Genomic DNA, 25711 nt, shown 5'->3' with positions numbered 1-25711 from the left:
CTCGGCACTTTGGGGTGACATGCATCAGTCGAGCGGTCCGTGCTGGTAAAGCTCGTCCATGCTGAGCGATGCGAGGGCGCCGAAAGGTGCCTGCTTCTTCACCCGGCCGGCGCTCAGGATCACCACGTCGTCGCAGAACGAGATGGTGCTGTGATGGTGGCTGATGACGATGGTCGTGCGGCGGCCGGCTCTCGACTTCAGGGTCTCGACGATGGCCGCTTCCGACAGTCCGTCCACCGCATTGGTGGCTTCGTCCAGGATGAGGAGATCGGGATCGCGCACCAGCGCCCTGGCGAGCGCGATCCGCTGCCTCTGCCCCGCCGAGAGGTTGATGCCCCTGTAGCCAACCAGCGTATCGTAACCCTCAGGAAGCCGTTCGATGAATTCATGCGCTTCGGCCAGTCGTGCAGCGCGCTCGGCGTCGCCGGCCGTGGCTGCCTCCTGGCCATAGATTATGTTTTCAAAAATGCTGCCATCGACCAGTTCCAGCTCCTGGCTGGCCAGGGCGATGTGCCGGCGCCACTGGCTGGCATCGATCCCGTCGAGGTGTGATCCATCGACGAGAATCCTGCCGGTGTCCGGTTCCACGAAGCGGCACAGGAGATTGACGATCGTCGTCTTGCCGGCGCCCGAGCGGCCGATCAGCGCCGTCGAGCGGCCACTGCGGATTTCGAACGTCGCCGAATGCAGCACCACTTCACGCCGGTCCGTGCCGGAATAGGTGAACGTCACATCATCGAACTTGATGCCCTGGCGCAAACCGTGGAACGGTCCGTCGCCTTGCGGCGGCCCGGGCTTGCCGGCGGGATCCAGCATCCACGTCACCTCCTCGAGCGATCCGCTCAGGCCCTGCAGCTGGCTCCACGACCCTTGCAGGGCCCGCATATGCGGCTGCAGCCTGTAGAGCAGTATGACGAACGCGATGATCAGCGGAAAACTCACCTGCGCCAGCCAGGCGCCGATCACCACCGCCAGGAACAGTATAGCGTGGAGAACCTCCGTCAGCGGCGGCAACGCTCCCTGGCGCACAAGCAGTGCGAAAGAGGCGCGGCGAACCGCATCGGACGCCGTATCGAATATCGCCTTTTCCCGGCTCTCCTGTCCGAAAATGCGGATCAGGCGTCCGGCATGCACCAGATGGAGCATCTGCGAGGCGAGATGGCTGTTGCGCGAGGCGACGCTGCGGCTGGGCTCTTTCAGATTGGCCGATAGGATGGCGTGCGCGATCTGGACGAGCGCCAGTCCGATCGTGACCAACAGCGTCATGCGCCACGAAAGCAGCAGCAGAAAAGCCAGCAGGATGATGGCGGCCGATGCGCTGACGATGGCCGACAGCATGATCTGGATCGCATCCGACGCCCGCCAGGATTCGTTCGAGATGATGTTGAGCAGCCGTCCGGGACTCTGCCGCAGGAAGAATGGATAGCCGACCCGCAAGAGCTGCTCCGACAACGCGCTGCGGATCGAATGGCTCGCCTTGCCATAGATGAAGGTCGTGAGCAGCGTGTTGGCGAAGGCGAAAACGTTCTTCAGGATGATCGAGCCGAGGATGGCGATCGAAATGACAACAAGCCGGTCGCGCTCGCTCAAGCCCGATCCGACGTGCTGGAGGACCGCGGAGAACCCAGCCATTCCCGACGCCTCTCCGTGCCCCATGATGATGCCCAGCAACGGGATGATCAGACCGATGCCGAAGCCTTCGAGGACGGCGCTGACCAGGCCGAGAGCCACCACGGCCGGAAGCAGGCGCAGTTGCCGCTTTCCGAACGCCCGGAACAGCATCGGCAGGCTTGGCGGTAGCAACGGCATTATAGCGTTTCACCTCGCCTGGGCATTGGCTTGCTGGTCTTGCCGCAGGGGCTCGGCCTGCGGTCGTCTCGCCAGCAGAAGAACCGCGAATTTGGCCGCTCCGAGCAAATTCATGGCGACGATCGGCCAGTGCGGCAGATTGAGTTCACGATCGAAGACAGGCCCGCCCGCCAGTTCCCGCAATGCGCCTCTCGCCGCCCAGTAGAAATGACGAAGCAGCCAGGGCGCATGGAGAACATGTTTCAGGCAGAGCCCGCCATTGCCGAGACTGTAGTCGCGGTGGAGCTTTTCGATGGATCCGCGATCCCGCCGGCCGTGATGATGGAATATCGTCATGTCAGGGACATACTCGACCGCGAAACCGAGCAACAGCGCTCGCACAAGGTAATCGGTATCCTCCGCCGCCCGCAATGGCGCGCCAGCGCCGAAGCGTTCGTCGAAATCGCCGATACGGGCCGCGACATCGCGGTGCATCGTCATGTTGCAGCCCAGTACAAAACCGCCGGGATGAACATCCGGCGTCAGTCGTTCGCGCACACGCGACCGCTTGATCGTGAACGGCAGATCCCTGGGATCGCCAAGCTCGACTCGGCCTCCCCGGATGAGCCATTTTTCCCCGGACGCATAATGTCGCTCCAGATCGCGCAAATAGTCGCAATCGACCGCGCAATCATCGTCGACGAAGACCAGCACGCGGCCGCGCGCGCGCCTCAGCCCGGCGTTGCGGGCAGCCGCCAATCCGGGGCGCGGCTCGCAAATGGCCGTGAAGGGAACATCCGACAGTTCGGCGATGCTGGCCAGGTGTTCGGCCGTGCGGTCGCTCGAACCGTTGTCGACGACCACGAGTTCAGCCGCGAAGCTGGCATAGGCGCGGCACGCGGCCTGCACCGACTTGATGCAGGCCTCGAGCACTGCGACACGGTTGCGCGTACAGATGATGAAGCTGACTTCCGGCGGCGAGCGTTCCGGGCGGGGAACGGCCGGAGCGACGCCAAGCGCCGTCGAACGATCGCGCTGCAGGGGCTGGTTGGCTTTGACGGTCATTCCTTTAACTCAACCGATAAGGTGCCAAAACCGCAGCAGCAGGAGCGGATTTGAAGAAGTATGCCAAGGCGTCTGCCTGCCTGCTGGCCGACAGCGAGGCAAGGCTGAGCCAGGGCGCCCAGGTGCCGGGCCGCAGCGCATATTGCTCGCGGCGCCGGATGACATTCCACTTCGCGGTCCGCGTCAGCAATTCGTGCGTCAGCGGGGGCTGCTTTTCGTCGGCGACGAGCTGGTAGAGAAAATAGAACAGGTTGAGCGCGCCGGCCTCGAAGCTTGGCCGCGTCGCGGCGGGCAGGGAGCAAATCTCCTCCTCCAGCTGGAGGATGAAGTTGGCCGCACGGGTAACCGTATCGTGGCTGACGGCATTGCCGATGTCGCGCAAGTCCTGCGTTGCTTCCGCGAGGCCCTCGCGCTCCAGGTTCTCGGCGACGATCCGCAAATGCGTCCTGCGCATCTCGTTGATGTGCCGGCTGGTCACGCTTTCCTGATGGACGCGGTAGATGAGCAGGTTCTCGGGCATCATGGCCGCCGGGTAACGGCCGGCCAGCCGCCTGAAAAGATCGAAATCCTCGGCGTGCCTGTAGGTCTGGTCGTAGTGGAGATCATCGTCGTCGATGACCTCCCTGTTGTAGACGACCGTCGGGTGCATGAAGATCGTGAAGAACTTTGCCAGTATAGGGATGCGGCCGAGCTGGAACACCGGATCGGGCTTGCCCCTGGCGATGCGGCCGCGGATCAACATGTCGACGCCGGCGCCGCAGAAGCCGAGTTCGGGCCGCCGCTCAAACAGAGCCACCTGGCGCGACAAGCGCCAGGGATAGGCGACATCGTCGGCATCCATCCGCGCGACCAATTCGCCCCGGGCGAGCGCCAGCCCTTCGTTGAGCGTCGCGACGAGGCCACGGTTTTCGCGCGAGATGATCGAGATGCGGCTGTCGGCCTCCTGGTATCGCTCGAGGATCTCGAGGGAATTGTCGGTCGACCCGTCATCGATCGCGACGATCTCCAGGCGGCCATAATCCTGCCGCAGGATGCTTCCCAGCGCGGCGGCGAGATAGGGCCCGGCATTGTAGACCGGCAGCAGCACGGAGACGAGCGGCGCGGCGGTCATCGCGTCACATCCGTTCGCTGGATGTCGAGCGATTGGCGGCCATCGGGCGATCCGCCGGGCGCGATCGCGAGCCAACCGGTATGGCCGGCCTGCACGGCACGAGCGCGCGCGACGTAGGGGAAGTGGTGCTTCAGGCTGTTGAGCGGCCTTTCGAAAACCACCCAGGAAATCCAGGCCACGACGATCGTGGCGGCACTCGCTACCACGAAGCGCCCTGGCCCTTGCTCCGAGACATTGAGCGGAATCCAGGGCTGCGACTTGACGGCGAGCGACAGCAATATCGGGTGATAGAGATAGACGCCGTAGCTGATACGGCCGAGGCCGAGCAGCGGCGGCAATTCGGCAAGCTTGCCGAGGCGGCCGCCAAGGCCGCGCGAACAGGCGGCGACAATGGCCATCATCGGCACCAGGGGCAGGACTTGCCGCACCAGCCAATGGGCCCATTCCAGCATCGGATCGGCAGGCGCCGGGACAAACCACTCGATCATCAGGAAAGCGGCCGCGAAGGCAGGCCAGCCCAGTCGCATCCATTGCGGCAGGCCGGCGCCCCTGGACCGCCAGCAGGCAAGCAATGCGCCCGACGCCAGCGCATCCATGGACGCCGGCGGCAGCAGGTCGCGCGCCAGCGCCGGGGTGGCGGTGACCGGCCAGTAGAATCGATAGGCCAGCGACAGCGCGATGACGCCGATACAGATCGTCTCGAAGCGCCTGCGTGGGGCGAGCAGGACGACCAGTGGCCAGGCAAGGTAGAACTGCTCCTCGATGCTCAGGCTCCAAAAATGGCACAGCACCCAGGGTGTCCAGTCATTGCGCAGCGCATACCAGAAATTCGACAGATAAAGCGCGTGCCAGACCAATGATCCCCTGGACTGGTCCAGGTCAACCAGCCAGACGAACCCCAGGACGGCAAAATAGGGCGGGAATATCCGCAGCGCCCGCCTGATGTAGAAGGAGCGCAGCGCGGGGCCGGTTTCGAATTCGGCGGCCGAACGCGCTTCCAGGAGCAGGCGCGTGATCAGGAAGCCGCTCAGTACGAAGAACAGCCGCACGCCGATATGGCCCCAGAATGAAGCTCCTCCCGCCGCGAAGAAATGGGAATACATCACCATCGTCACGGCGACGGCCCTGAGTGCATCGAGTTGGATGTCGCGGGCGTTTCTCATCGGCGGCTTCCGCCGGCGCGATGTCCGCGATGAAGCCGCCTGCTGGTCGGCTCGAGCGGCAGGGTGCCGGCATCGCCGATCCCAGGCTTTGCAACTCCGGCCCGGCCGGGCTCGAAATCGACGTAGGGACAACTCAAGTTGGCCAAGCTGGCGGTTCCTCCACGGCCTGTGTCCAGTCGCGAAAAGTCCCCCAGGAGATGGATCGGCTATGCCATTGTGCAGCGCAACACAAAAAATTTACCCTGCTGAAACACTTCGGTGAGCAAGCGCCAGATTATCGACAAAACGGCCAGATACCCACGTTTCGGCGACTTTTCCAGAAATTCAGCTGCTTGCGCGCTGCAGCATAGTTGCCTTTTTCAACGGTTGGCTGCACGGCCCGACCGCCGTATTTCAGCGACGATGGCTCGCCTGCCTGTGTGAAGCGGGCCGCGCCTTGGCTATTGCGTCCCTATCCATCACACCCCCTCAAGCACCACCGTCTGCTCCAGCCCGATCGATCCGCTGTCCTGCCCCATCAAGCCGCCGGCGCTGCCTCACGACAGGCGGGCCGGTTCCCCGTATTTCCTGTTCCGCCAGGCGAGTTTGCGCCGGGCGGCAGGGAGAACAACCCAAGTGACATCGACGTCAATTGCCCGTCGCGAGGCGGCGTCGCTGCCCATCGCGGCGCTGATGGGCGCCATGGTGTCGATCCAGATTGGCGCCACCTTCGCCAAGGGCTTGTTCCCGCTGATCGGCGCGCAGGGCACGACGACGCTGCGGCTCGTCGTGGGCGCGCTGATGCTGATCGCGGTGCTGCGGCCCTGGCAAATGCGGCCCTCGCGCGCCACCATGCCGTGGTTGGTCGCCTATGGCGTGACGCTGTGTGCGCTCAACCTTCTGTTCTATGCCGCGCTCGCCACCATCCCGCTCGGCATCGCGGTAGCGCTCGAATTTTCCGGGCCGCTGCTGGTGGCTACGCTGGCGTCGCGGCGCGCCAGCGACTTTGCCTGGATCGCGCTTGCGGTGGCCGGCATCGTGCTGTTGTCGCCGTTCGTTCATTCACTCGCACCGCTCGACCCGACCGGGGTGATGCTGGCGCTGGCCGCGGGCGGATTCTGGGCCCTCTATATCGTGCTCGCCCAGAAGGCGGGTGCGGAGCTCGGCACCCGCACCACGGCCTACGGAATGGCGATCGCCGCCGTGCTTGTGCTGCCCTTCGGCGCGGCGCAAGCGGGAACCGCGCTGCTCGCGCCATCGATCCTGGTCAGCGCCTTGCTCGTCGGCCTGTTTTCCAGCGCATTGCCGTTCTTTCTGGAAATGGTGGCGCTGACTCGAATGCCGGCCCGCATCTATGGCACGCTGACCTGCCTGGAGCCGGGGCTGGGCGCGCTGGCCGGCTTCCTGTTCTTGCACGAAAGCCTGACAACGACGCAACTGGCCGGCATCGCCGCCGTCATCGCCGCGGCTTTCGGTACTGCGCTGACATCGCAGCCGCCGGTGCCGTCGCCGGAGTAGGGGCGACGGACGTAGAGGCTCTGCCGCGACTGCTTCTCCGGCGCCTCCCGGCCGCCGTTCGAACGTTGCCCCCATCCTTCGCGTTGGTCAGAATCTCAAGCCGAGATTGACCTTCGCACCCTGATCGACCGTGCCGCCGCCGAACTGTCCGGTGTAGGAGAGCCCCAGCGTGGCATTGGCCGACATGTTCAGGTCGAGGCCTGCCTCGACCACCGCTGCGTCCCTGGCGACAGGCACGCCGGCGATGGTGAAGAGATCGCCGCCAGCGAAGGCGAAGCTTGAGGCCGGGGTGTCATCACCGAAGGCATGGCGCCAGCCGAGCATGCCGCGCACCGTGGCCTTGATCTCGCCGAGGCCCAAATCGGTGGAAGCACGCAGGCCGAGCGTGGTGAAGGTCGCATCGGTGGTTGAGCCGGCACTGGTCAGCGCTGCCGCACCGCCCGTTTCGCTGAACCCATCGGTGTGCACGCTGACATAGGCGAGGTTGGCGAAGGGTTCGAACTTGAAGTGCCCGGCATCGGCCTTGTAGGCGAGTTCGCCGAACGCTTGCGCCGTGCCGGCATCGTAGTCGGCAGACAGCCCGTCAGTGAAACCATTGAAAGCGACGGCGCGTTTTGTCGAGAGGCTGTTCCAGCTGTAGGCCGCACCGGTGCGGAAGGCGATGGCGCCCCAATTGGTGCCGCCATAGAGACCGAGATGGTAGCTGTCGCTCTTGCCCGATGAATTGCGGTCATCGGCGTCGAAGGACGAATGGCTGTAGCCGCCGAGCAGACCGACGCGCCAGGTGCCGAGTTGGGTGTCGGCGCCGGCCAGCAGGCCGCCGGTCGAGCGGTCGAAGGCGGCGGCGTTGCCGTCGCTGTCGGTATTTCCCCAGGAGCCGAAAGCCTGGCCCCAGACGGCGAAACGGTCGGTGTCGGCGGCGACCATTTCCGGGCCGCCCTCGCCATAGGCCATGACGGGCAGGGCAGCAGTGCTGCCGGCATCGCCGAAGGCGGCGCTGATGCGGCTGGTGGCCGCGTCGCGGATGAAGCGGCTGTCTTCCAGCAACATGCCCCTGGCCGAGGCATGGATCTCGCCCGAGAGCTGGTCGAAGGCATCCTGCGCGGCGGCTTCGCTCGGCAAGGCAAAGATAGCATCAAACAGCGGATTGCCGCTGCCAAGGCTTTCCGCGCCGGCGCCGGCGGCGATCTGGTTGGGCGTCAGGCCGACCGAGGCGAAGGACTTCTGGACAACATCGAGATAGAGGTGATTGGCGTCGTAGCTGTCGACCAGGCCGAGGAAAGCCGTCCCGGTGTTGCCGCCAAACGTATATGTCCCGGTGACGCCGCCATCGGCTTGCAACACCGTGTAATGCGTGCCCGCCACATAGGGTGCGCCGTCGAGTTTGACCACGTCGATTAGCGCGCCGCTGTCGATCGTTGCGGTGCCCGCCGCATGGAGGAAGTCGGAGGTGCCGGTCGAGGTCAGCTCGACCAGGTAGATCGAGCCCGCCGCCTGGTCGACATTGCCCGCGACATTGAGCGTGCCGATCGAATTGCCCGGTGCGATAATGCCGCCCGACTGTGCCGCGATGCCGCCCACCGTGCCGTTGCCGCCCAGCATGCCGCCGGTGATGGTCACAAGCGAACTCGCCAGCGATCCGTTCACGGCCAGCCGTCCGCCGCTCACATTGGTGGCGCCCGTGAAACCGCTCGAATCCGCGGTCAGGTTGGTGTTGCCTGCGATCTGGTTGATCGTGCCCAGTCCGCTGATAGCGGCGTCGAACGTATAATTTGTATTGGTATGGTTGAAATTGAGCGCGCCGGTGCCGAAGCCGAACTGCAACGTGGCAGAGTCGAGGATGCCGGCGCCCGTCGCCGCGGCGCCTGCCGCGCCGCCGATGTTGAGCGTGCCGGTCGAGCCGGCCTGGCTGGCGATCACGGTAGCGAAGTCCACCAGAGCGGTGCCGTCGTTGGAGAGCGTCACCGAAGCGGTGCCTTTCAATCCGATCACCAGGTCACCATGCATTTCCCATAGCGAACCAGTGCCGTCGACTGTTGCCTGGGCCGTGGCAGCGGCACCAATAGCCATGGCGGTGAGGCCGCCGGAGGCGATGCCACCATTGGTGACGGCAAGGGTGCCGCTTCCCAAAACGCCAAGGAGCAGCCCGTTCTTGTTGGTTAAGTTCGAGCCCCCGTCGACGGCAACTGAGCCGGAGGCTGTTGCTGACTGGCCGACAAAGACGGAATCAGCATCAGCTGAGCCGCCGTTGGAGATGGAAAGTGTGGCGTGACCGTTGCCCCCGACGGCAAGAAGGTCGTCGGTGCTCCAGGAAGATCCCGCTCCGTCCACCGTCACGGTCGCCGTAGCGGTATCGAATTCGCCAAGGCTCGCGGCCTGGTTGAGGACATGGCCGCCATTGGTGACCTGGAGCGCACCGGCGCCCTTGAAGCCGACGAGCAGGTCGCCCGAATTCATCCAGGCCGAGCCCGGCCCATCGACCGAAACCCCGCCCGCCGAACCGATTTCGAGCGCGAGGAAGCCTTTGGTGTCGCTGACAATACTAGCATTTGAAATGGCCAAGGTGCCGTTGCCGACGTCGCCGATAATGAGGTGTCCGCTGTTGGTCCAGGTCGAGCCACCGTCGACGACTACCGTGCTTGTGAAACCAGCAGTGTTGGCCATATAACCCTCGACATTGCTGACCGCGCCGCCATTCGAGATCGTCAGCGTGCCCGTGCTGAGACCGCCGATGTAGAGATTCCCGCTGTTCGTCCACTTCGATCCCGCGCCGTCGACAGCCACCGTGCCGGTCGAGCCCGCCGAGTTGCCAACATAGCCCCAGGCGTTGCTGACAGCGCCGCCGTTGGTGATCGACAGAGTACCGGTGCCGAAATCGCCGATAGCCAGGTTGGAACTGTTGGTCCAGGTCGAGCCGGCACCGTCAACGAAGACCATGCCGGTCGAGCCCGCCTTCGCGCCAATAGCCGCCCAGCTATTGCCGACAGTGCCGCCTTGGGTGATCGCCAGGGTGCCGGTGCCGACATCGCCGACAATCAGCGATCCGCTGTTTATCCAGGCCGAGCCGGCACCGTCGACCGCTACCGTGCCGGTGGAAGCTGCACTGTAGCCAACGAAACCCGAGCCATTGCTGGCCGCGCCGCCGTTCGAGATCGTCAGCGTGCCTGTGCCAAACGCCCCGACATAGAGATCCCCGCTGTTCGTCCACTTCGATCCCGCGCCGTCGACCGCCGCCGTGCCAGCCGAGTCGGCAGCGTAGCCAAGATAGCCCCCGCCATTGCCGACCGTGCCGCCGTTCGAGATCGTCAGGCTACCTGTATCGAAACCGCCAATGAACAGATCCGAACTGTTCGTCCACTTCGATCCGGCACCATCGACCGTCACCGTGCCGGTCGAGTCGTAGCCCACATAGCCATTGGCGTTGCTGACCGCACCGCCATTCGAAATCGTCAGCTTGCCCGTGCCACCACCGCCTACGAACAGATCCGAACTGTTCGTCCACTTCGAACCCGCGCCATCGACCGCCACCGTGCCGACGGAATCCACACCATAGCCAACGAAGCCCAGGTCACTGTTGACCGCGCCGCTATTGGTGATCGCCAGAGCGCCGGTGCCCTGCTCGCCGACGAACAGGGCGGAACTGTTGGTCCAGGTCGAGCCGGCACCGTCGACGAACACAATGCCGGTCGAGCCCACCGCGTTGCCAACATGGGCCAAGTCATCGCTGACCGCGCCGCCTTGGTCGATCACAAGAAAGCCTTTGCCGGAATCGCCGACGGTCAAGGACCCGCTATTGGCCCAGGTCGAGCCGGCGCCAGCGACTATCACCTGGCTGTTTGAATCGGTGCTGTAGCCCATTATGCCATCAGCATTGCTAACCACACCGCCGTTCTTGATTACCAGCTCGCCGTCGCCATCATGGCCGACATAGAGCGCTCCATTGTTTGTCCAGGTCGCATCATCGATCGTTACCGAGCCGGTCGAACCTGAATATCGGCCAATATAGGCGCTGTCGCTGCTGACCTTGCCGCCGTTGGAAACCGTCACGGTGCCAACGCCGGAACTGCCGACCGTGAGGCTATCAGTGTTAAGCCACGCCGAGCCGATGCCATCGATCTTTACGACGCCTTGAGCGTTGCTGCCGCCGGCAACAATACCCACAACATCCGTCACGACACCGCCATTGAGGATATCGAGCGTAGCCAGCCCGAAACTACCAACCACCAGACTGCTGCTGCTGGTCCACGAGGAACCCGCATTTACGGTGACGTCAGAAGTCGAGTTATCCCCCCAGGATAAGAATGCTCGGCCGCTCGTCAACGTACCGTTCGAAATGACAAGGCTGCCGTCCGAAGAACCTGTAAAGCCAAGGTAAATATCGTCCGCAAAAGCGCTGCCAGCGTTGATAGCAGTCGGATTCGGTGTCGTTGTGCTGATATATACAATATCGGCCGCCGTCGGCACCGACCCAGCGCTCCAGTTTCCGGCGGTAAACCAATCCGTGGAGGTGGTGCCGAACCAGATATCGGCGGCGGTGGCGGTGAGCGGCTGGCCAAGACCGACCAGCGCGGTCGAAACCAGCAACAGATACTTCATCCCCGTCGCCTTGCGGCCTGCAAATGTGTTCTGCGGCATCCAAACCCCTGACATGATAGTCGTTTCACCCTGAGGCTGACATGTCATTGGAGCCTAGCTGTTGTCTTGGGCAGGACCGCACTGGAATTGGACTGGAACGAGGTGCCGTGCTTTTTCCGCGCACTGTGGCAGTTTGGCGCCATCGATCGCCGCGGGATCTCGGCTTTTGACGGAGAGGGATTCGGAAATCGCGTCGTGTTTCCGGTATCCGGATTCTACCTGGCGCTCGTTGGCGTGTAGCCGAAGCGGCGGCGAAAGCAGCGGTTGAAATACGACACATCGCTGAAGCCACTGATCATGGCGATTTCGCTGACGCGCATCTCGCTATTCTGTCTCTGCGAAAGCAGCTTATGAGCGCGCTGCAGGCGAAGTTCGAGAATGCGCTCGGAAAAGCTGATGCCGGTCTCCTGCAGGAGATCTTGAACATAGCGCGCCGACAGGCCGAGTTCTTGCGCGACGCCCTGCGCCGAGATGCCGGGGTTGGAAAAATTCTCGGCAATCTTTGCCAGCACCGCCTGCAGCCTGGCTGCTGGCAGCCCGCGCAAGCCGGCCAGTTCGGCGGGCTCACCCTTGGCGCCTGTCACCAGGCCGATTAGATCGACGATTGTTTCCGTCGCGTGCGCTATCAAATCGGGCGAGACGAGAGGGCGGCCGGTTTCAAGAAGTTGGCAATAACGCTTGAGAAAATCGAGAGCTTCGTTCTCGGCGCCGATCTTCAACGCCAGCCTGTCGTCGATCTGCGGGAAGGCCTGGGTGAGGACTGCACGGGGGACCACCACGTTTGTCCATACATTGCTGTCGGAACCGTGCATTTTCAGCGCTTCCGATGCCGTGACCAGGACCGCTTCGCCCTGTCCGACACCATAGTCGCGGCCGACCTGTGCGCCGGTCAACAGCGTGTCGGATTTGTTGATCAGCAGGAGATAACCATCGTTGCCGTCATCGGCGATATTGCTTGCCTTCCTCGTTGCATGCTTGATCGTTCCGGACATCTGACCAAGAACCAGTGATCCGACAGCCGTGGCTTCGATCGCGGCTTCGAAAGGCAGGTTGTCCGACATGCCGTATTCGACCGACCATATCTCCGCGAGGTGGATGTCTTGCCAGAGGGAAAATCGGTCGCGATCACTGAGATGCGAGGGCAATTGAGCCGATGAAAACACCGTCTTTTGTGGCAATTGTGTACCCGATATATTTGCGCTCGCTAATATAGCGAGCGCGATGCTTTCCATTTCAAGAATAACCAGCGACAATAGCCGCCTGATATCAACCGATCGAATTTATATCCTTAATCGAGTTCAACCACGCGTGGCGTCACCCGAAAGTGTGACTTCGCGAAATCCTCCGAAGCGAGATCGGGGCGTGCAGGAGGCATGATGGAGAGGCTGAGCAGCGACGTCCTTTCCTCGATAATCGGCGATATCTACGATTGCGTCTTGAACCCCGACGGCTGGGCCGGGGTAATGACGCGGATCACAGAGGCGGTCGACGCGGCCTACACCACCATCGCGCTTGCCAGCACTGCCGGCAATCGTGGCCGCTTCGCGGCTCAATCGGCCTGGGATCCCGTGCAAATGCGCGTGCTCCAGGAGGATTATGATTTTGACGCAATTCCCGGACTGAAGGCCGCGATCGTCGGCGACATCGACACGCCTGTTGCGACGTTGTCGTATATGAGCGAAGCCGAACTCCAAGAGACGCCATTTTTCCAGAATTGGGCCAAACCGCAGGGATTGCGCGAGGCCTGCATCACCAAATTCGTTCATACTCCGGACCGGATCGGGCTCATGGGTTGCACCACGCAGGCCAGCAGGGAGATCATCTCAATCGAAGAACAGCGTTTCCTGGCATTGCTCTCGCCGCATCTGCGCCGCGCTTCCATGATTGGAGACCTGCTCGATCAGGCCCGCGTCACCGCCAACCTTTATCGCCAAGCGCTCGACCATCTCGCCGTGCCTGTCGTTCTTACCGGCGCCAACGGAGCGATCCTTCATGCCAACGGGGCGGCCGATCGAATGTTTTCGGCGCAAGGCTCCATTCTTTCCAGGAACGGCCTGCTCCAGGCACAGAATCCGGTGACAGGCCGCGCCCTGCTGGAGGCAATCGCCAGTGCCGCGAGCGAGGACGCTTCGCTCGGCTCCCGCGGCATAGGCCTGCCCATTTCGGCCCCCGGTCAGCCGCCGGCCGTCGCCTACGTGTTGCCACTGACCGAGGGAACCGCGCGCGCGGCCTTCCGGCCGGCATGTGCCGCTGTCTTCGTTTCGACCACGACGTCTTCTTCCCCACTTCCGGAAGCCGTTCTCACCGCGCTGTTCGACCTCACGCCCGCGGAGGCGCGGGTTCTGCTGCGCATCGGCAGCGGATTGTCCGCGTCGAAGAGCGCGCTGGCGCTCGGCATCGGCGAAAACACCTTGAAGACCCACCTCAACCGCATCTTCGCCAAGACCAGCACGAGACGCCAAGCCGATCTCGTCAAGCTCGTTTCGGACATAGGCACGCCGCTTGCACCTCAGTGATGGCGCCCATATCGGCGCCGGTTAGCCAAATGGTGCGATCCGGACAGGAGACCGGATAGAACTGGTCGCGCTCGAACGCCACCCGTACCCGCCGATCTGCTCGACGTTGCGCAATGCGGCAAGGGTACTGCGCCTGCACCGGACGGCGCCCCTTCTGCCTGCCGGCCAATCACTTTGCCAACTCTCACCGCCGCCAGGGCGGTTCCGGGGCGAAGCGCTTGCCGATCCAGTCGGCAAAGGCGCGGGTCTTGGCGGCTTGTCCCTTGGCTGAGGGCGTGACGACATAGATCGCGCCTTCGTCGGCCAGCGTCCAATCCTCCAGGATTGGCACCAGCCGTCCGTCGGCGAGTTCGCGGCCGACCAGCCAGTCCGTGCTCATCATCAGGCCGACGCCTTGCACGGCGGCATCGACCAACACCTCGGCATCATCGGTGACCAACGGGCCGGATACCTCGACGCGCACGCTTCGGCCCTCGCGGTTGGTCATCTCCCAGGCTGGAAAGGTCTGAAAACCGCTGAAGCCCAGGCAGGAATGTTCGAGCAACCCCTGCGGGGTCTCCGGCTTGCCCCTTCGGGCGAGATAGGAGGGGGCGGCGCAGAGCAGTCGCCGCCGTGTCGCCACCTTGCGGGCCACCAGGCGGGAATCCTCCAGAGCGCCGAGCCGCACGGCGACATCAAAATTCTCGGCGACCAGATCGGCGAAGCGGTTGGAGAATTCGGCCTCGATGCGGACATCGGGAAACTCGGCAAGGAATTGCGGCAGCAGCGGCCCGATCCACATGCGCCCGAACGTGCCGGGCAGCGCCAGCCTCAGCAGGCCGCGTGGGCCGCCGCGGACATACGCCGACGCGGCAGCCTCGGCCTCGTCCACGGAGGCGAGGATGGCGCGCACCCGCACCATGAATTCGGCACCCGCTTCGGTCAGCGACACGCTGCGCGTCGTGCGATGGAGCAGCCTGACGCCCAGCCGCTCCTCCAGCGATTGCAGGCGCCGCGACAGGATGGTCGCGTCGCGCCCGACACGCGCCGCCGCCCTGGTGAAGGAACGCGCCTCGGCGATGGCCGCGAAAGCCGCCATTTCGGCAAGGGTCAGTGGTTCGCGAGATTGCTGCATGGTTTACAGTACTCAAATGTAAAAAGCAGGGATTATCCAGAAATACCGCAGCAGCTAGATGCACTCAAGCCATCAATCGTCCCACAGGAGTGAAACCATGAAAGCCATCGAGCTGAGCCAACCCAGGCTGGAGGCCTTCCGCGCCGCCACCATTGCCACCCCCGAACCGCAGCGCGGCGAGGTGCTGATCCGCCAGCGTGCGGCGAGCCTCAATTTCGTCGATGTCGCGGTGGCGAGCGGCAATTATCCCGGACCGAGCTTTCCGCTCATCCCGGTCGCCGACGGCGCCGGCGAGATCGTAGCGCTGGGCGAGGGGGTTACGGGATTCGCCGCCGGCGATCGCGTCGTCGCCCATGCCAAGCCCCGCTGGATCGGTGGCCGGCCACGGCCTTACGAGATGAGGCAGATGCGTGGCATCTCGCTGCCGGGTTCGCTGGCCGAATATGTCGCGCTGCCGGTCAATTCGGTCGTGCCGGTGCCGGCGCATCTCTCCTTCGAGGCGGCGTCGACGCTGCCGATCGCCGGCACCACCGCCTGGAACGCCATCCGCGCCGCCGATGTCGGACCGGGCTCGGTCGTCGTGCTGCTCGGCACCGGCGGCGTCTCGATCTTCACCCTGCAACTGGCGAAAGCTGCCGGCGCCACCGTCATCATCACCTCGTCGTCGGACGAGAAGCTGGAGCGGGCGAAGGCACTGGGTGCCGATCATCTCATCAACTACCGCGCGACGCCCGACTGGGACGGCAAGGTGTTGGAACTGACGGACGGCCTCGGCGCCGACCTCGTCGTCGAGACCGGCGGCACGGCCACCTTTGCCCGCGCCATCAACGCCACCGCGCCCGGCGGCACGCTGTTCACCATCGGCTTCGTCACCGGCGCCGAGGCCACGATCAATCTGCTGCCGATCATCATCAAGGCGCTGAAAGTGGTCGGCAACAACACCGGATCGGTGTCCGACCTCCGCGACGCCGTCCGCGCCATCGGTGCAGCCAGGATCGAGCCGGTCGTCGACAAGGTGTTTTCACAGAATGAAGCGGCCGAAGCCTACGCCCACATGGCCGCCGGCGGCTTGCACTTCGGCAAGCTGGTGTTCGGGTTGGAGTGGTGGTGAAGCGGATAATCTCCCCCCTCGAGGGGGAGATGTCGCCGAAGGCGACAGAGGGGGTCGTCTCGCGTGAAGCGCCAACCTGATCTGCTGCATTGGGCCGAGCCCAGTCGAACCGACCCTCTCTGGCCTGCCGGCCATCTCCCCCTCAAAGGGGGGAGATCACGCTCTCATCCTCAGATCAGCTTCTCCAGCGTGATCGGCAAATCCCGAACCCGCTTGCCCGTCGCATGGAACACCGCGTTGGCGATCGCGGGGGCGACGCCGACGATGGCCAGTTCACCGACGCCCTTGCCGCCGAGCAGCGAGGAATGCAGGTCGGGGATGCCGACCGAGATCACCTCGATGTCGGGAATGTCGGCATTGGTCGGCACCAGATAATCGGCGAGGTTGTTGTTGACGATGCGGCCATGGCGGCGGTCGACGACGCCTTCTTCGAGCAGCGCCTGGCCGATGCCCATGATGATGCCGCCCTTCCACTGGCTTTCGGCGAGCTTCGGGTTGTAGAGCCGGCCGGAATCCAGCGCCGACACCACGCGCGACACCCGCACCGTGCCGAAATCCTCATCGACGCGCACCTCGATGAAATGCGCGCACCAGGAGTGGCGGGAATAGTCGCCTTCGGTGTGCGGCAGCGCCATGGCGATGGTGGTGTAGTTCTTGTAGCGATCCTCTGGCGTCGAATTGGCCGGCATGGTGTCGCCGGTGGCCTCGATGTGGTCGCGGCCGACGCTCTTGAGCAGCTCGGAGATCGAGACGTCAGGCCCGTCGCCGCGTGGCGACGCAATACGGCCATTGGCGACAACCAAAGTGTTGGCCTGCAGCGTGTGGAAGGGTGAGCGTGGATCGCTGATCGCCAGTCCGATCAGCTGGTCGAGCGCCGAGGTCGCCGCCTTATGGACCGCACCGGTCATCACGCCGGCCAGCCGCGAGCCGCCGGCGACGCCGGCGCGGGGCAAGCGCGAATCGCCGAGCTTCACCACGACATGGTCGGCCGGCACGCCGACGGTCTCGGCGGCGGTCTGCGCCAAGATGGTGTAGGTGCCCTGGCCCATGTCGATCGAGGAGCTTTCGACCTCGACCGAGCCGTCGGCCAGGATGCGGACGATCGCCTCGCCATAGGCGCGCCGCACGGGATAGGTGCCCGCCGCAACGCCCCAGCCGATCAGCTGATTGCCGTCGCGCATGGAGCGCGGTTCGGGCGTACGCCTGGACCAGCCGAAGCGTTCCGCGCCAGTGGCAAAAGCCTCGCGCAACTGCCTGGTCGACCAGGCTTTTTTCGCTTCCGGATCCTGTTCGGCATAGTTCCTCAGCCGGATCTCCAGCGGATCGATGCCGACCTCGTAAGCGAGCTCGTCGATGGCGCTTTCGATGCCGAAGGCAGAGGGGTTTTCGCCCGGCGCACGCATGGGGCCAGGCACTACAGAATTCACCCGCACGACATTCTGCCTGGACGAGAAATTCGGCGTCGCGTACATGATCGAGGTGACCGATCCGAGCGGCTCGACCCACATGCCGTCGATGGATGTTTCATTGACGCCGCGATGCACGATCGACTGGATTTTTCCTTGCCGGTCGGCACCGATCGTCACCGTCTGCCGCGTCGCGGCGCGGCCGCCATAGCCGGTGAAGGTCTGCGGCCGCGTCATCACCAGCCGCACCGGCCGGCCGAGCATCTTTGCTGCAGACGCCGCCACCGCGCCATGGCTGAGCGCCAGTGCCTTGGAGCCGAAGCCGCCGCCAATATAGGGCGAGACCAGGCGCACATTTTCGAACGGCACGCCGAACCATTCGGCATAGGTGCGCGCCATGCCGTCCAGCCACTGGCTCGGCTCCCACACGGTGAGGCGGTCGCCCTCCCAGCGGGCGATAAGGCCATGCGGCTCCATCGGCGCCTGGTACTCGCGCGGCGTGTTATAGGCGGCGCAGATGCGCACCGGGGCCGAGGCGAAAGCGGCTTGCGCGTCGCCCCATTCCTTGGTCATGGCGTCGATCGGGATGCCGTCGCCGGCCTTGGCGTCGCTAAGGTCGACGATGGCGGGCGTCTCGTCATAGCTGACCTTGATGAGGGCTGCCGCGGCGACCGCCTGCTCGAAGGTTTCGGCGACGACAGCGGCGACATGCTGGCCGGAGAAAGTGATGTCGTGCACCAGCGGGCAATAGGGCTTGTCGGGCGGCGGCGTGCCGAACCAGTCCGAGGCGGTCCTCAGGCTGATGATGGTGTCCGGCGTCAGCACTTGCAGCACGCCGGGTGCTGCCTGCGCCTCCGCTGTATCGATCGAGCGCACCTTGCCCGAGGCAATCGTGCTTTCGACCAGCACGGCGTAGGCGAGGCCCTCGAGCTGCTGCTCGACGGCGTATTTGGCTGCGCCGGTGATCTTGGCCGGGCCGTCGACGCGCGACAGCCGGCCGCCGACGACTTGCGCCAGCGCGCCGTCGGATGCATCACCATGTCTGATGTTGTGAACGGTCATGCCGTCTCTCCCATTTTGAGGATGGCGCGCGCGACGACGCGCGGCGCCAGTTCAAGCTTGTAATGGTTGGCGCCATGGTCGACGGCGCCTTCGATCGCGAGCAGGCTGGCAGCGCGAACCGCATCTGGTTCCAGCATCTTGCCCTTCAGCGCATCCTCCACGGCTCGCGCCCGCCAAGGTTTGGTCGCGACGCCGCCTAGCGCGACGCGCAGGTCACGGATGGTGCGCCCATCGGCTTCGAACTCGATGCCGATGGCGGCACTCGCCGCGGCGAACTCATAGGATTGCCGATCGCGGATCTTGAGATAGATCGAACGCCGCGCAGAGGCCGAGCCGGGGATCTCGATGGCGGTGATCATCTCGCCCGGTTCGATCGCGTGTTCCTTGTTCGGCGTCGTTCCGGGCAAGAGGAAAAAATCGTCCGCCGGGACCTGGCGATCGCCGAGATGCACGATCGCGTCGAAGGCGACCAGCGTCACGGCGAGGTCACCCGGATACATGGCGATGCAGGCTTCGCTGGTGCCGAGCACCGCATGGCCCCGTGTGACACCGCCGATGGCCGAACAGCCGCTCCCGGGTTCCCGCTTGTTGCAGGCGGGGAAATTCGCCGGATCGCGGAAGTAAGGACAGCGCGTGCGCTGCATCAGATTGCCGCCGATAGTCGCCATGTTGCGGATCTGTGCGGAAGCCGCCTGCCACAGCGCTTCCGAGACGGCTGGGAAGCGGCTCTTGATGCCGTCGTGGTCGGCGACGTGGCTCATCTTGGCGAGCGCGCCGATGGTGGCTCCGCTCTCGTTCAGCTCGATGCCGTTCAGCCCCTTGAGATGGGTGATGTCGACCAGTGTCTCGGGCTCGGCGACGCCGCATTTGGCGAGGTCGATGAGCGTGGTGCCGCCCGCGAACAGCATGGCGCCGGGTAGGGCGGCTGCCTGTCTTGCCGCATCGACCGAGCCGGCGCGCAGATAGGAAAAATCCCTCATGATGCGACCTCCAATGCAGCCTGGCGAACGGCGGCGACAATGTGCGGATAAGCACCGCAGCGGCAGAGATTGCCGGCCATGTATTCGCGGATCTCGTCATCCGAGCCGGCATGGCCCTCGCGGATGCAAGCCACCGCCGACATGATCTGGCCTGGCGTGCAATAGCCGCACTGGAAGGCATCCTGTTCGAGGAAGGCAGCCTGCACGGGATGCGGTTCGCCCTCACGTGCAAGCCCCTCTATGGTGGTGACGGTGCGGCCCTCGACTTGCGCGGCCAGCATCAGACAGGCCAGCACGCGCTCGCCGTCGACATGCACGGTGCAGGCGCCGCACTGGCCGTGGTCGCAGCCTTTCTTGGTGCCGGTCAGGCCTAGCCGGTCGCGCAAGGCGTCGAGCAACGTGACTCGCGGCTCGAGTTGCAACTCGTGATGGAGGCCGTTGATATCGAGATGGACGGGAATTGTTGTCTTGGTCATGGGCGTCTGGCTCCAGTTGCTTGACGCGGATGGGGATGAATTGGTGTTGGGTCGGGCGAGGGCAAGGGCGCGAAGGGCGTGATCTCCCCCCTTGAGGGGGAGATGGCCGGCAGGCCAGAGGGGGTCGCCGGACGTAAAGCGCTAACTTCCATCTGCCGCAGGAGGTCGCGCCCAGTCGAGCCGACCCCCTCTGTCGCCTTCGGCGACATCTCCCCCTCGAGGGGGGAGATTACACGCTCGGCATTTTGCAGACGTGACATATCGGTTCCCCTGATTATATGATAAAGGTGCTCCACTAAAACGGAGGTGCCTCCGTTTATTACGTGGGGGCTGACCCGGATGGGTTCAAGCCCCATATTTCGGCAGTGGAGAAAAAAGTGGCCGTGGAGCCGTCCGTCATCGTTGAAGAGAAGGCCGAAGGCACCGAGGCAAAGCCGTTGCGCGCCGATGCACAGCGCAACCGCGACCGGCTGGTCGAGGTGGCGGCAGCCGTCTTTGCGGAGCACGGTATCGATGCCTCGCTGGAAGAGATAGCGCGCCAGGCCGGCGTCGGCATCGGCACGCTCTACCGACATTTTCCGACGCGCGAGCACCTTGTCGAAGTGGTCTACCGGCGCGAGGTGGAGGCGCTGTGCGCGGCCGCCGGCGAGCTCGCCGAAAAACACCCGTCCGATGTCGCGCTGGAACAGTGGATGCAGCGCTTCGTCGATTACATCGCCACCAAGCGCGGCCTGGCGACCAGCCTGCGCATCCTGCTCAACACCAATTCGACGCTGTTTTCCGACACGTCCGGCCGGGTCTCGCAGGCGCTTCGGCAACTGGTCGAAGCCGCGGTGGCCGACGGCACCATCCGCGGCGACGTCGACGCATCCGATGTGCTGCATGCGCTGTCCGGCATCTACTCGGCGCCCGACACGCCGGAATGGCGTGACCGTTCGCGCCGGCTGGTCAAGCTCTTGATGGACGGGTTGCGGTTCGGAGCTGTAAAGGGACGGTGAGAGCGGCCGGATTCCGGCCGCGCGGCAACCAGACCTGTCCATGATTTGAGGGGCATGAGATGTATGTGGGCCGTTCCTACAAGTTGATAGATTTCGGGCTCTGGTCGCGGCGCAGCGTCATCTACATGGTGGTTGTGAGCGGACTGGCTGTCGCTGCTTACCGTCTACCGGGGATTGCCGGCTTCTCGGTGCCATGGCCGGTGGTGCTCGTGCTCGGCACCACCGTGTCGCTTGTTGCCGGGTTCAAGAATTCGCAGGTGTTCACCCGCAGCAGTGATGCGCTGCAGGCCTTTACGCAAATTACGGCGAGCAGCCGGTTGTGGTCTAATTTCTGCAGGGACTTCATCGATGCGCCGACGGCAAAGCAGCTCATCTACCGCCATATCGCCTGGATGACGGCGTTGCGCTTCGCCCTGCGGCGGCCGATGCCGTGGGAATCCATGGCGCGGGCCGCCAATGTCGAATACCGGCGTCGCTACCGCATCCATGAGGATGCGAGTTCGGTCGCCGAGGAACTGCGTCCGTTGTTGGCCGAACAGGCCGAGGACGTCCTGAAGTCGCCTCAGCCGGCGATAGCGCTTTTGGAAATGCAGTCGGTCCAGGTCAATGCGTTGCTCAAGGACGCAAAAATTCCTCCGCAGGTCTATGTCGAACTTATCAAGCTGATCCGCGATTTCCATGATCAGCAGGCGCGCTGCGATCGTATCAAGAACAATCCCTATCCAAGGCAATACGCCATCGTCAGTTCCATGTTCGTCATGATCTTTTGCACTCTGTTGCCGTTCGGGGTGGTTCCGGTCTTTGCCGACATGGGCAAACTGGGCGGCATGCTCGGCCCGATCGCGATCTGGCTGACGATCCCGTTCAGCACGCTCCTGGGCTGGGCCTACATGTCGCTCGACCAGGTCGGCGAAAGCAGCGCCAATCCCTTCGAGGCCAATGCCAACGATGTTCCGATCTCGCAGATCTGCCGCGACATCGAGATCGAGTTGCGCAGCGGGCTTGGGGAGGTTGATCTTCCCAAGCCCTGGCTGCCGGTCAATGACATCGCGACCTGAAGCGCTTCGTTGCGGCAATCTGTATGATGCCCGACACCTGCATTAGGCTGTTACCGGGCAAGGAAACAGGAGCCGTCAGGACGCGTCCGCTCCTTTGACGGAAAAAAATTGAAGCACGCCCGGCAGCCCGCTCGCTTCCATCTCGCCATGCTCTTCGAATATCAGGTCGGAGCCGACCACCGCCACGTCCTTCCAGGTGGACAGCGCGGCGCGTGATCGGCGCTCGCCCGGGCAATTCCGTGAGCACAACAGCTCGCAGCGGCCGGCACCGTTGCAAATCGCGCACCCTGGAGCGAACGAAGCGACTAGCCTTTCGCTTCGACCAGGATCACCAGCGACTCCGGCGCTACGCCATCATAGGCCATCGCATCGGCTGCTGCCTTACTCTGCATCAAAGCGGCCATCTTATCCATGTCCGGAACGTCCATCATCACGGCCACGTGTTTCGGGTTCTGCGGATCGACGAAAGTGCGGATGTTGGTGATCCCAAGCGAGCCGAAAAGCTCCTTACGCTTGGGTGAACTGAGCCAGTGCTTGCTGTCTTTCGTGATGTTGTGATGGCCGATAACGGTTGGCATGGCGTCCTCCCTGGTTTTGCGCAATTCTCAAGGGAAAGCGCTATGCGCTTTTTCCCGGGATTTGCTTCAGGTGATGCCTGCGGTCGATGTCGCCCGCCTGATGCTGCGATCCACCTGTGCCAGCCAGTGAGCGCCGTTTCTCTTGGACTGTCAATTAGCTTCTGCTGATGGATAGTGGGTGTCCTGTCGTCCCGCCGTCGGAGTTGCTGGCGCCTCAAACTTCGAGGCACACCTTGCCGAAATGCTTCCGGGATTCGTAGTGCGTGAACACGGCGGCGATGCTGGTCCGCCCGGCTGCCGATGGAGATCCCGCCGCCCGGCGCTCTCAGCCTGACCAGTCTTATTGTCTTTCTCCGATGTGTGAGGTGTCTAAAATTCGGGGCGGCGCGATAGACCTATCAGGCTTGCCGGCCGGAGATCACCCGCAGCCAAGGCGCCAGATGGAAGGCGCTCATGAGGAGATACATCGCCGCCATTCCGGTGAGCGGCGAAGAGCCCATGCACAGCATGGCCGCATCGCCGCTGAAGATGCAGGTAAGCAGCGCCATGACGGCGAAGGTCGGGGCTGCGGCAAGGCATAGCCAATCGGCGATGCTGAGGGTGGACGCATTGATGTTTTCGGGGATCGCTCCACTGGTGGCTATATGGATATCGAGCATGGTCTTTTTCCCTGATGGTTGTGCCGTACCGAGGGCAGAACTTGGGTTCCTCGCCCCACGAGAGTGGGGAGAGGTGGCCCGGCGGAGCCGACACGGAGAGGGGGGACAGCGCCCTACGAAAGCCCCTCTCCGGCCGCTACGCGGCCACCTCTCCCCGCCTTGGCGGGGCGAGGAACCCAAGCTGGGGCATGCGCCGAGCTCTCGCCAGATCCTTACTGGCCGTCCTTGTCCCGGAACGCGGCTTCGCCGGCGGCCGACACTTGTTCCCATGTCTTGTCGGGCCCGGCGTCGTAATTGTCGTGCCAGTTCCACCAGGAGTAGAGCGGGGTCTGCGGATAGCCTTCGGGCGAGTCCTCCCAGATCTCCTGGCGGCCAAGCGGCGTCGCGTCGAGATAGCTCCAGACGGTGCCCATCGCCTCGTCTCCGCGGCTGTTGATGAAGTAGGTGCGGAACACCTTGTCGCCATCGCGGATGAAGACGTTGTGGCCGTGCCATTCGTCGACACCGAAGTCTTTGTCGAAACTGTCGGTGATGGTGTACCAGGGCATCTCCCAGCCCATCCGCTGCTTCAGCCGGGCAATGTCGGCCTGCGGGGCGCGCGAGGCGTAGGCAAGCGTGGTGTTGCGGGCGTTGAGATGGGCGAGGTGGCCGACCTGGTCGGCGCCGAGCGAACAACCGCGGCAGGCATGCTCCGGCCAGCCGAACACGCCGGGCTCGAAGAAGGCGCGGTAGACGATCAACTGCCGGCGGCCTTCGAACAGATCGAGCAGGCTCGCCTTGCCATTAGGGCCTTCGAACACATAGGCCTTGTCGACTTCCATCCACGGCATGCGCCGGCGCTCGGCGGCCAAAGCATCCTTGGCGCGCAGCGTGGCCTTCTCCTTCACCAGCATCAGTTCGCGGGCGGCTTCCCAATCCTGTCTAGAAACGATCGGCGGGGTCTTCATTGTGGTCTGCTTGGTCATTGGTCGTCTCCTTTGCCAGTCTGTTGTCGCGCCGTTGCGACGTGTGGTTGCTTGCTGTGAGATAGAATAAGGCGGTCAAGCGCGGGGGTGGGAGTTACAAGTGTGACGGGATTTGAAAGAGCCGGCCCGCCGCAGCAGGGGTGGCGCATCCGCTCAGTGCCCTCGACAGTGTCGTTCATCGCGTGGTTCTCCCTTGTTGTGCCGCTGCCGATACGGCTTGCTGGTTGGCGGCCATGACTTAAGTTAGGGCGCTGGGCGCTGGGGGTGGGAGTTACAAGTGTGACGGGATTTGAATGGACTCGCTGATCACCGCGGCGGCACTGGCGCTGGCCGGGGGCGACCCGCTCGGCGCGCTGGATCGTGTCGCCTTGCGCGAAGATCCGCCGGCGCTGGCGCTGCGCGGCATTGCCATGGCGCAGCTCGGCGATCTCGATCGCGCCAAGGCGCTGCTGCGGCGGGCCGCGCGTGGCTTCGGCCCGAAAGAGGCGGTGGCGCGGGCCAGATGCGTCGTCGCCGAGGCCGAGATCGCACTGGTGTCGCGTGATCTGGGATGGCCGGACAAGGCGCTCGACGCGGCGCGCGCAACGCTGGAAAAGCACGGCGACCGGCTGAACGCCGCGCATGCCGGCCACCTCAAGGTACGGCGCCTGCTTTTGATCGGCCGTCTCGACGAGGCCGAAGACGTGCTGGCCGGGCTCGACCCGGCGCCGCTGCCGCCTGCCGCGCGAGCCGCGCACGAGCTTGCCGTCGCCGGCATCGCGATGCGGCGCCTGAAAACGAAGCGGGCGCGCAGGGCATTGGAGTGGGCCCGCCATGCCGCCCACCGGGCCGGCATTACGGGCCTGATCGCAGAGGTCGACAGTGCTTTCCTGGCGCTGGACACGCCGGCGGCGCGGCTGATCGCTGGTGGTGCGCAGCGCCCCTTGCTGCTCGAGGACGTCGAGGCGTTGCAGGCGTCGCCGGCGCTGGTGGTCGATAGCTTCCGCTATGTCGTGCGCCAGCAGGAAGCAACCGTCTCGCTGGCCACGCGCCCGGTGCTGTTTGCGCTGGCACGCACACTCGCCGAAGCCTGGCCTGGCGATGTGTCGCGGGCGAGACTGATCGCCGAAGCCTTCGGCGGCAGGCACGCCGATGAATCGCATCGGGCGCGGCTGCGGGTCGAGATCGGCCGGCTGCGCGTCGAACTGCGGGGGCTGGCCGATATCGGCGCGACCAGCCAAGGCTTCGCACTGGCGCCGCGCCACGAGCACGAGGTGCTGGTGCTGGCGCGGCCCATCGAGGAGCGGCACGCTGCGGTACTGGCCTTCCTTGCCGATGGCGAAGCCTGGGCGACCTCTGCGCTGGCACTGGCGCTTGGTATCGGCCAGCGCAGCGTGCAGCGGGCGCTGGAGCAGCTTGGCGAGGCGGGCAAGGTGCAGTTTTTCGGACATGGGCGGGCGCGCCGCTGGATGACGCCGCCGGTGGCTGGATTCACGACGACCTTGTTACTCCCGTCCCCGCTGTCGAACGGCTAAGGTGTGTTGATATTC

Annotated in this window: 19 protein-coding genes; 6 read left to right on the top strand and 13 right to left on the bottom strand. The window is 64.2% G+C overall.

Features of this window, described 5'->3' with window-relative positions:
• Positions 1-24: 24 nt before the first annotated feature.
• Genes NKJ89_RS10390 through NKJ89_RS10375 form a run of 4 tightly spaced genes read right to left on the bottom strand, consistent with a single transcriptional unit; the run spans position 25 to position 5127 of the window.
• Entirely contained in the window at positions 25-1809 is a 1785-nt protein-coding gene (locus NKJ89_RS10390; RefSeq protein WP_352602132.1) for an ABC transporter ATP-binding protein, read from the bottom strand.
• Between the two features lie 9 nt (positions 1810-1818).
• The gene (locus NKJ89_RS10385) at positions 1819-2853 is read right to left on the bottom strand and encodes a glycosyltransferase family 2 protein (protein WP_352602130.1); all 1035 of its coding nucleotides are present in this window, start codon (positions 2851-2853) and stop codon (positions 1819-1821) included.
• Positions 2854-2857: 4 nt separating this feature from the next.
• Positions 2858-3964: a glycosyltransferase family 2 protein gene (locus tag NKJ89_RS10380; protein ID WP_352602127.1), complete on the bottom strand. Its 1107-nt coding sequence runs from the start codon at positions 3962-3964 to the stop codon at positions 2858-2860.
• A complete protein-coding gene (locus NKJ89_RS10375) occupies positions 3961-5127 on the bottom strand; it encodes an acyltransferase family protein (protein ID WP_352602125.1) in 1167 nt (388 codons plus the stop codon). Before NKJ89_RS10375 ends, NKJ89_RS10380 begins: the two co-directional genes overlap by 4 nt.
• Before the next feature lie 615 nt (positions 5128-5742).
• Between NKJ89_RS10375 and NKJ89_RS10370 the strand changes: the two genes are divergently transcribed.
• Positions 5743-6624, top strand: coding sequence for an EamA family transporter (locus tag NKJ89_RS10370; RefSeq protein WP_352602122.1), 882 nt, complete (start codon positions 5743-5745; stop codon positions 6622-6624).
• Between the two features lie 87 nt (positions 6625-6711).
• On the opposite strand, the gene NKJ89_RS10365 is transcribed toward NKJ89_RS10370, so the two are convergent.
• Together NKJ89_RS10365 and NKJ89_RS10360 are read right to left on the bottom strand one after the other, a co-directional pair.
• Positions 6712-11259, bottom strand: coding sequence for an autotransporter outer membrane beta-barrel domain-containing protein (locus tag NKJ89_RS10365; protein ID WP_352602119.1), 4548 nt, complete (start codon positions 11257-11259; stop codon positions 6712-6714).
• A gap of 215 nt (positions 11260-11474) precedes the next feature.
• Positions 11475-12320 (bottom strand): AraC family transcriptional regulator, encoded by an 846-nt coding sequence (locus NKJ89_RS10360; protein WP_352602117.1) that lies wholly within the window; start codon positions 12318-12320, stop codon positions 11475-11477.
• Positions 12321-12635: 315 nt separating this feature from the next.
• On the opposite strand from NKJ89_RS10360, the gene NKJ89_RS10355 reads away from it, so the two are divergent.
• The gene (locus tag NKJ89_RS10355) at positions 12636-13775 is read left to right on the top strand and encodes a helix-turn-helix transcriptional regulator (RefSeq protein ID WP_352602115.1); all 1140 of its coding nucleotides are present in this window, start codon (positions 12636-12638) and stop codon (positions 13773-13775) included.
• Positions 13776-13959: 184 nt separating this feature from the next.
• Here NKJ89_RS10355 and NKJ89_RS10350 read toward each other — a convergent pair whose 3' ends face one another.
• Positions 13960-14889, bottom strand: coding sequence for a LysR family transcriptional regulator (locus NKJ89_RS10350; protein ID WP_352602113.1), 930 nt, complete (start codon positions 14887-14889; stop codon positions 13960-13962).
• Positions 14890-14986: 97 nt separating this feature from the next.
• On the opposite strand from NKJ89_RS10350, the gene NKJ89_RS10345 reads away from it, so the two are divergent.
• A complete protein-coding gene (locus NKJ89_RS10345) occupies positions 14987-16000 on the top strand; it encodes a zinc-dependent alcohol dehydrogenase family protein (protein ID WP_352602111.1) in 1014 nt (337 codons plus the stop codon).
• 170 nt (positions 16001-16170) lie between these two features.
• Here NKJ89_RS10345 and NKJ89_RS10340 read toward each other — a convergent pair whose 3' ends face one another.
• Genes NKJ89_RS10340 through NKJ89_RS10330 form a run of 3 tightly spaced genes read right to left on the bottom strand, consistent with a single transcriptional unit; the run spans position 16171 to position 19924 of the window.
• Positions 16171-18468 carry a xanthine dehydrogenase family protein molybdopterin-binding subunit gene (locus NKJ89_RS10340; protein WP_352602109.1) on the bottom strand — a complete coding sequence of 766 codons (2298 nt, stop codon included), beginning with the start codon at positions 18466-18468 and terminating at the stop codon, positions 16171-16173.
• A complete protein-coding gene (locus NKJ89_RS10335; protein ID WP_352602107.1) occupies positions 18465-19448 on the bottom strand; it encodes an FAD binding domain-containing protein in 984 nt (327 codons plus the stop codon). Before NKJ89_RS10335 ends, NKJ89_RS10340 begins: the two co-directional genes overlap by 4 nt.
• Positions 19445-19924 carry a (2Fe-2S)-binding protein gene (locus tag NKJ89_RS10330; RefSeq protein WP_352602106.1) on the bottom strand — a complete coding sequence of 160 codons (480 nt, stop codon included), beginning with the start codon at positions 19922-19924 and terminating at the stop codon, positions 19445-19447. The genes NKJ89_RS10335 and NKJ89_RS10330 overlap by 4 nt, the downstream gene beginning before the upstream one ends.
• Positions 19925-20301: 377 nt before the next feature.
• Here NKJ89_RS10330 and NKJ89_RS10325 point away from each other — a divergent pair, with 377 nt between their 5' ends.
• Both NKJ89_RS10325 and NKJ89_RS10320 read left to right on the top strand, forming a co-directional pair.
• Entirely contained in the window at positions 20302-20922 is a 621-nt protein-coding gene (locus NKJ89_RS10325; RefSeq protein WP_352602104.1) for a TetR/AcrR family transcriptional regulator, read from the top strand.
• A gap of 59 nt (positions 20923-20981) precedes the next feature.
• A complete protein-coding gene (locus tag NKJ89_RS10320; protein WP_352602102.1) occupies positions 20982-21980 on the top strand; it encodes a bestrophin family protein in 999 nt (332 codons plus the stop codon).
• A gap of 305 nt (positions 21981-22285) precedes the next feature.
• Here the strand turns inward: NKJ89_RS10320 and NKJ89_RS10315 are convergent, their stop codons facing one another.
• The 3 genes from NKJ89_RS10315 to NKJ89_RS10305 form a co-directional block, all read right to left on the bottom strand.
• Positions 22286-22558: a hypothetical protein gene (locus NKJ89_RS10315; protein ID WP_023763192.1), complete on the bottom strand. Its 273-nt coding sequence runs from the start codon at positions 22556-22558 to the stop codon at positions 22286-22288.
• A gap of 398 nt (positions 22559-22956) precedes the next feature.
• Complete coding sequence (locus tag NKJ89_RS10310; RefSeq protein WP_352602101.1) at positions 22957-23217, bottom strand: hypothetical protein; 261 nt, start codon at positions 23215-23217, stop codon at positions 22957-22959.
• A gap of 212 nt (positions 23218-23429) precedes the next feature.
• Entirely contained in the window at positions 23430-24182 is a 753-nt protein-coding gene (locus NKJ89_RS10305; protein ID WP_352602098.1) for a DUF899 domain-containing protein, read from the bottom strand.
• 293 nt (positions 24183-24475) lie between these two features.
• Here NKJ89_RS10305 and NKJ89_RS10300 point away from each other — a divergent pair, with 293 nt between their 5' ends.
• Entirely contained in the window at positions 24476-25696 is a 1221-nt protein-coding gene (locus NKJ89_RS10300; RefSeq protein WP_352602096.1) for a helix-turn-helix domain-containing protein, read from the top strand.
• Positions 25697-25711 lie beyond the last annotated feature (15 nt).

This window comes from Mesorhizobium sp. M0047 (genome assembly GCF_040323315.1).
In the GTDB taxonomy this organism is placed as follows: Bacteria; Pseudomonadota; Alphaproteobacteria; order Rhizobiales; family Rhizobiaceae; genus Mesorhizobium.
Note: the sequence above shows the minus strand (reverse complement) of the source record. Positions and strands in the feature narration are given on the sequence as shown.

What these genes read in the sequence shown, in the direction of transcription:
- NKJ89_RS10390 (WP_352602132.1), bottom strand. Translation starts at nt 1,809, where the DNA reads ATGCCGTTGCTACCGCCAAGCCTGCCGATGCTGTTCCGGGCGTTCGGA.
- NKJ89_RS10385 (WP_352602130.1), bottom strand. Translation starts at nt 2,853, where the DNA reads ATGACCGTCAAAGCCAACCAGCCCCTGCAGCGCGATCGTTCGACGGCG.
- NKJ89_RS10380 (WP_352602127.1), bottom strand. Translation starts at nt 3,964, where the DNA reads ATGACCGCCGCGCCGCTCGTCTCCGTGCTGCTGCCGGTCTACAATGCC.
- NKJ89_RS10375 (WP_352602125.1), bottom strand. Translation starts at nt 5,127, where the DNA reads ATGAGAAACGCCCGCGACATCCAACTCGATGCACTCAGGGCCGTCGCC.
- NKJ89_RS10365 (WP_352602119.1), bottom strand. Translation starts at nt 11,259, where the DNA reads ATGCCGCAGAACACATTTGCAGGCCGCAAGGCGACGGGGATGAAGTAT.
- NKJ89_RS10360 (WP_352602117.1), bottom strand. Translation starts at nt 12,320, where the DNA reads ATGTCGGACAACCTGCCTTTCGAAGCCGCGATCGAAGCCACGGCTGTC.
- NKJ89_RS10355 (WP_352602115.1), top strand. Translation starts at nt 12,636, where the DNA reads ATGGAGAGGCTGAGCAGCGACGTCCTTTCCTCGATAATCGGCGATATC.
- NKJ89_RS10350 (WP_352602113.1), bottom strand. Translation starts at nt 14,889, where the DNA reads ATGCAGCAATCTCGCGAACCACTGACCCTTGCCGAAATGGCGGCTTTC.
- NKJ89_RS10345 (WP_352602111.1), top strand. Translation starts at nt 14,987, where the DNA reads ATGAAAGCCATCGAGCTGAGCCAACCCAGGCTGGAGGCCTTCCGCGCC.
- NKJ89_RS10340 (WP_352602109.1), bottom strand. Translation starts at nt 18,468, where the DNA reads ATGACCGTTCACAACATCAGACATGGTGATGCATCCGACGGCGCGCTG.
- NKJ89_RS10335 (WP_352602107.1), bottom strand. Translation starts at nt 19,448, where the DNA reads ATGAGGGATTTTTCCTATCTGCGCGCCGGCTCGGTCGATGCGGCAAGA.
- NKJ89_RS10330 (WP_352602106.1), bottom strand. Translation starts at nt 19,924, where the DNA reads ATGACCAAGACAACAATTCCCGTCCATCTCGATATCAACGGCCTCCAT.
- NKJ89_RS10320 (WP_352602102.1), top strand. Translation starts at nt 20,982, where the DNA reads ATGTATGTGGGCCGTTCCTACAAGTTGATAGATTTCGGGCTCTGGTCG.
- NKJ89_RS10315 (WP_023763192.1), bottom strand. Translation starts at nt 22,558, where the DNA reads ATGCCAACCGTTATCGGCCATCACAACATCACGAAAGACAGCAAGCAC.
- NKJ89_RS10310 (WP_352602101.1), bottom strand. Translation starts at nt 23,217, where the DNA reads ATGCTCGATATCCATATAGCCACCAGTGGAGCGATCCCCGAAAACATC.
- NKJ89_RS10305 (WP_352602098.1), bottom strand. Translation starts at nt 24,182, where the DNA reads ATGACCAAGCAGACCACAATGAAGACCCCGCCGATCGTTTCTAGACAG.
- NKJ89_RS10300 (WP_352602096.1), top strand. Translation starts at nt 24,476, where the DNA reads ATGGACTCGCTGATCACCGCGGCGGCACTGGCGCTGGCCGGGGGCGAC.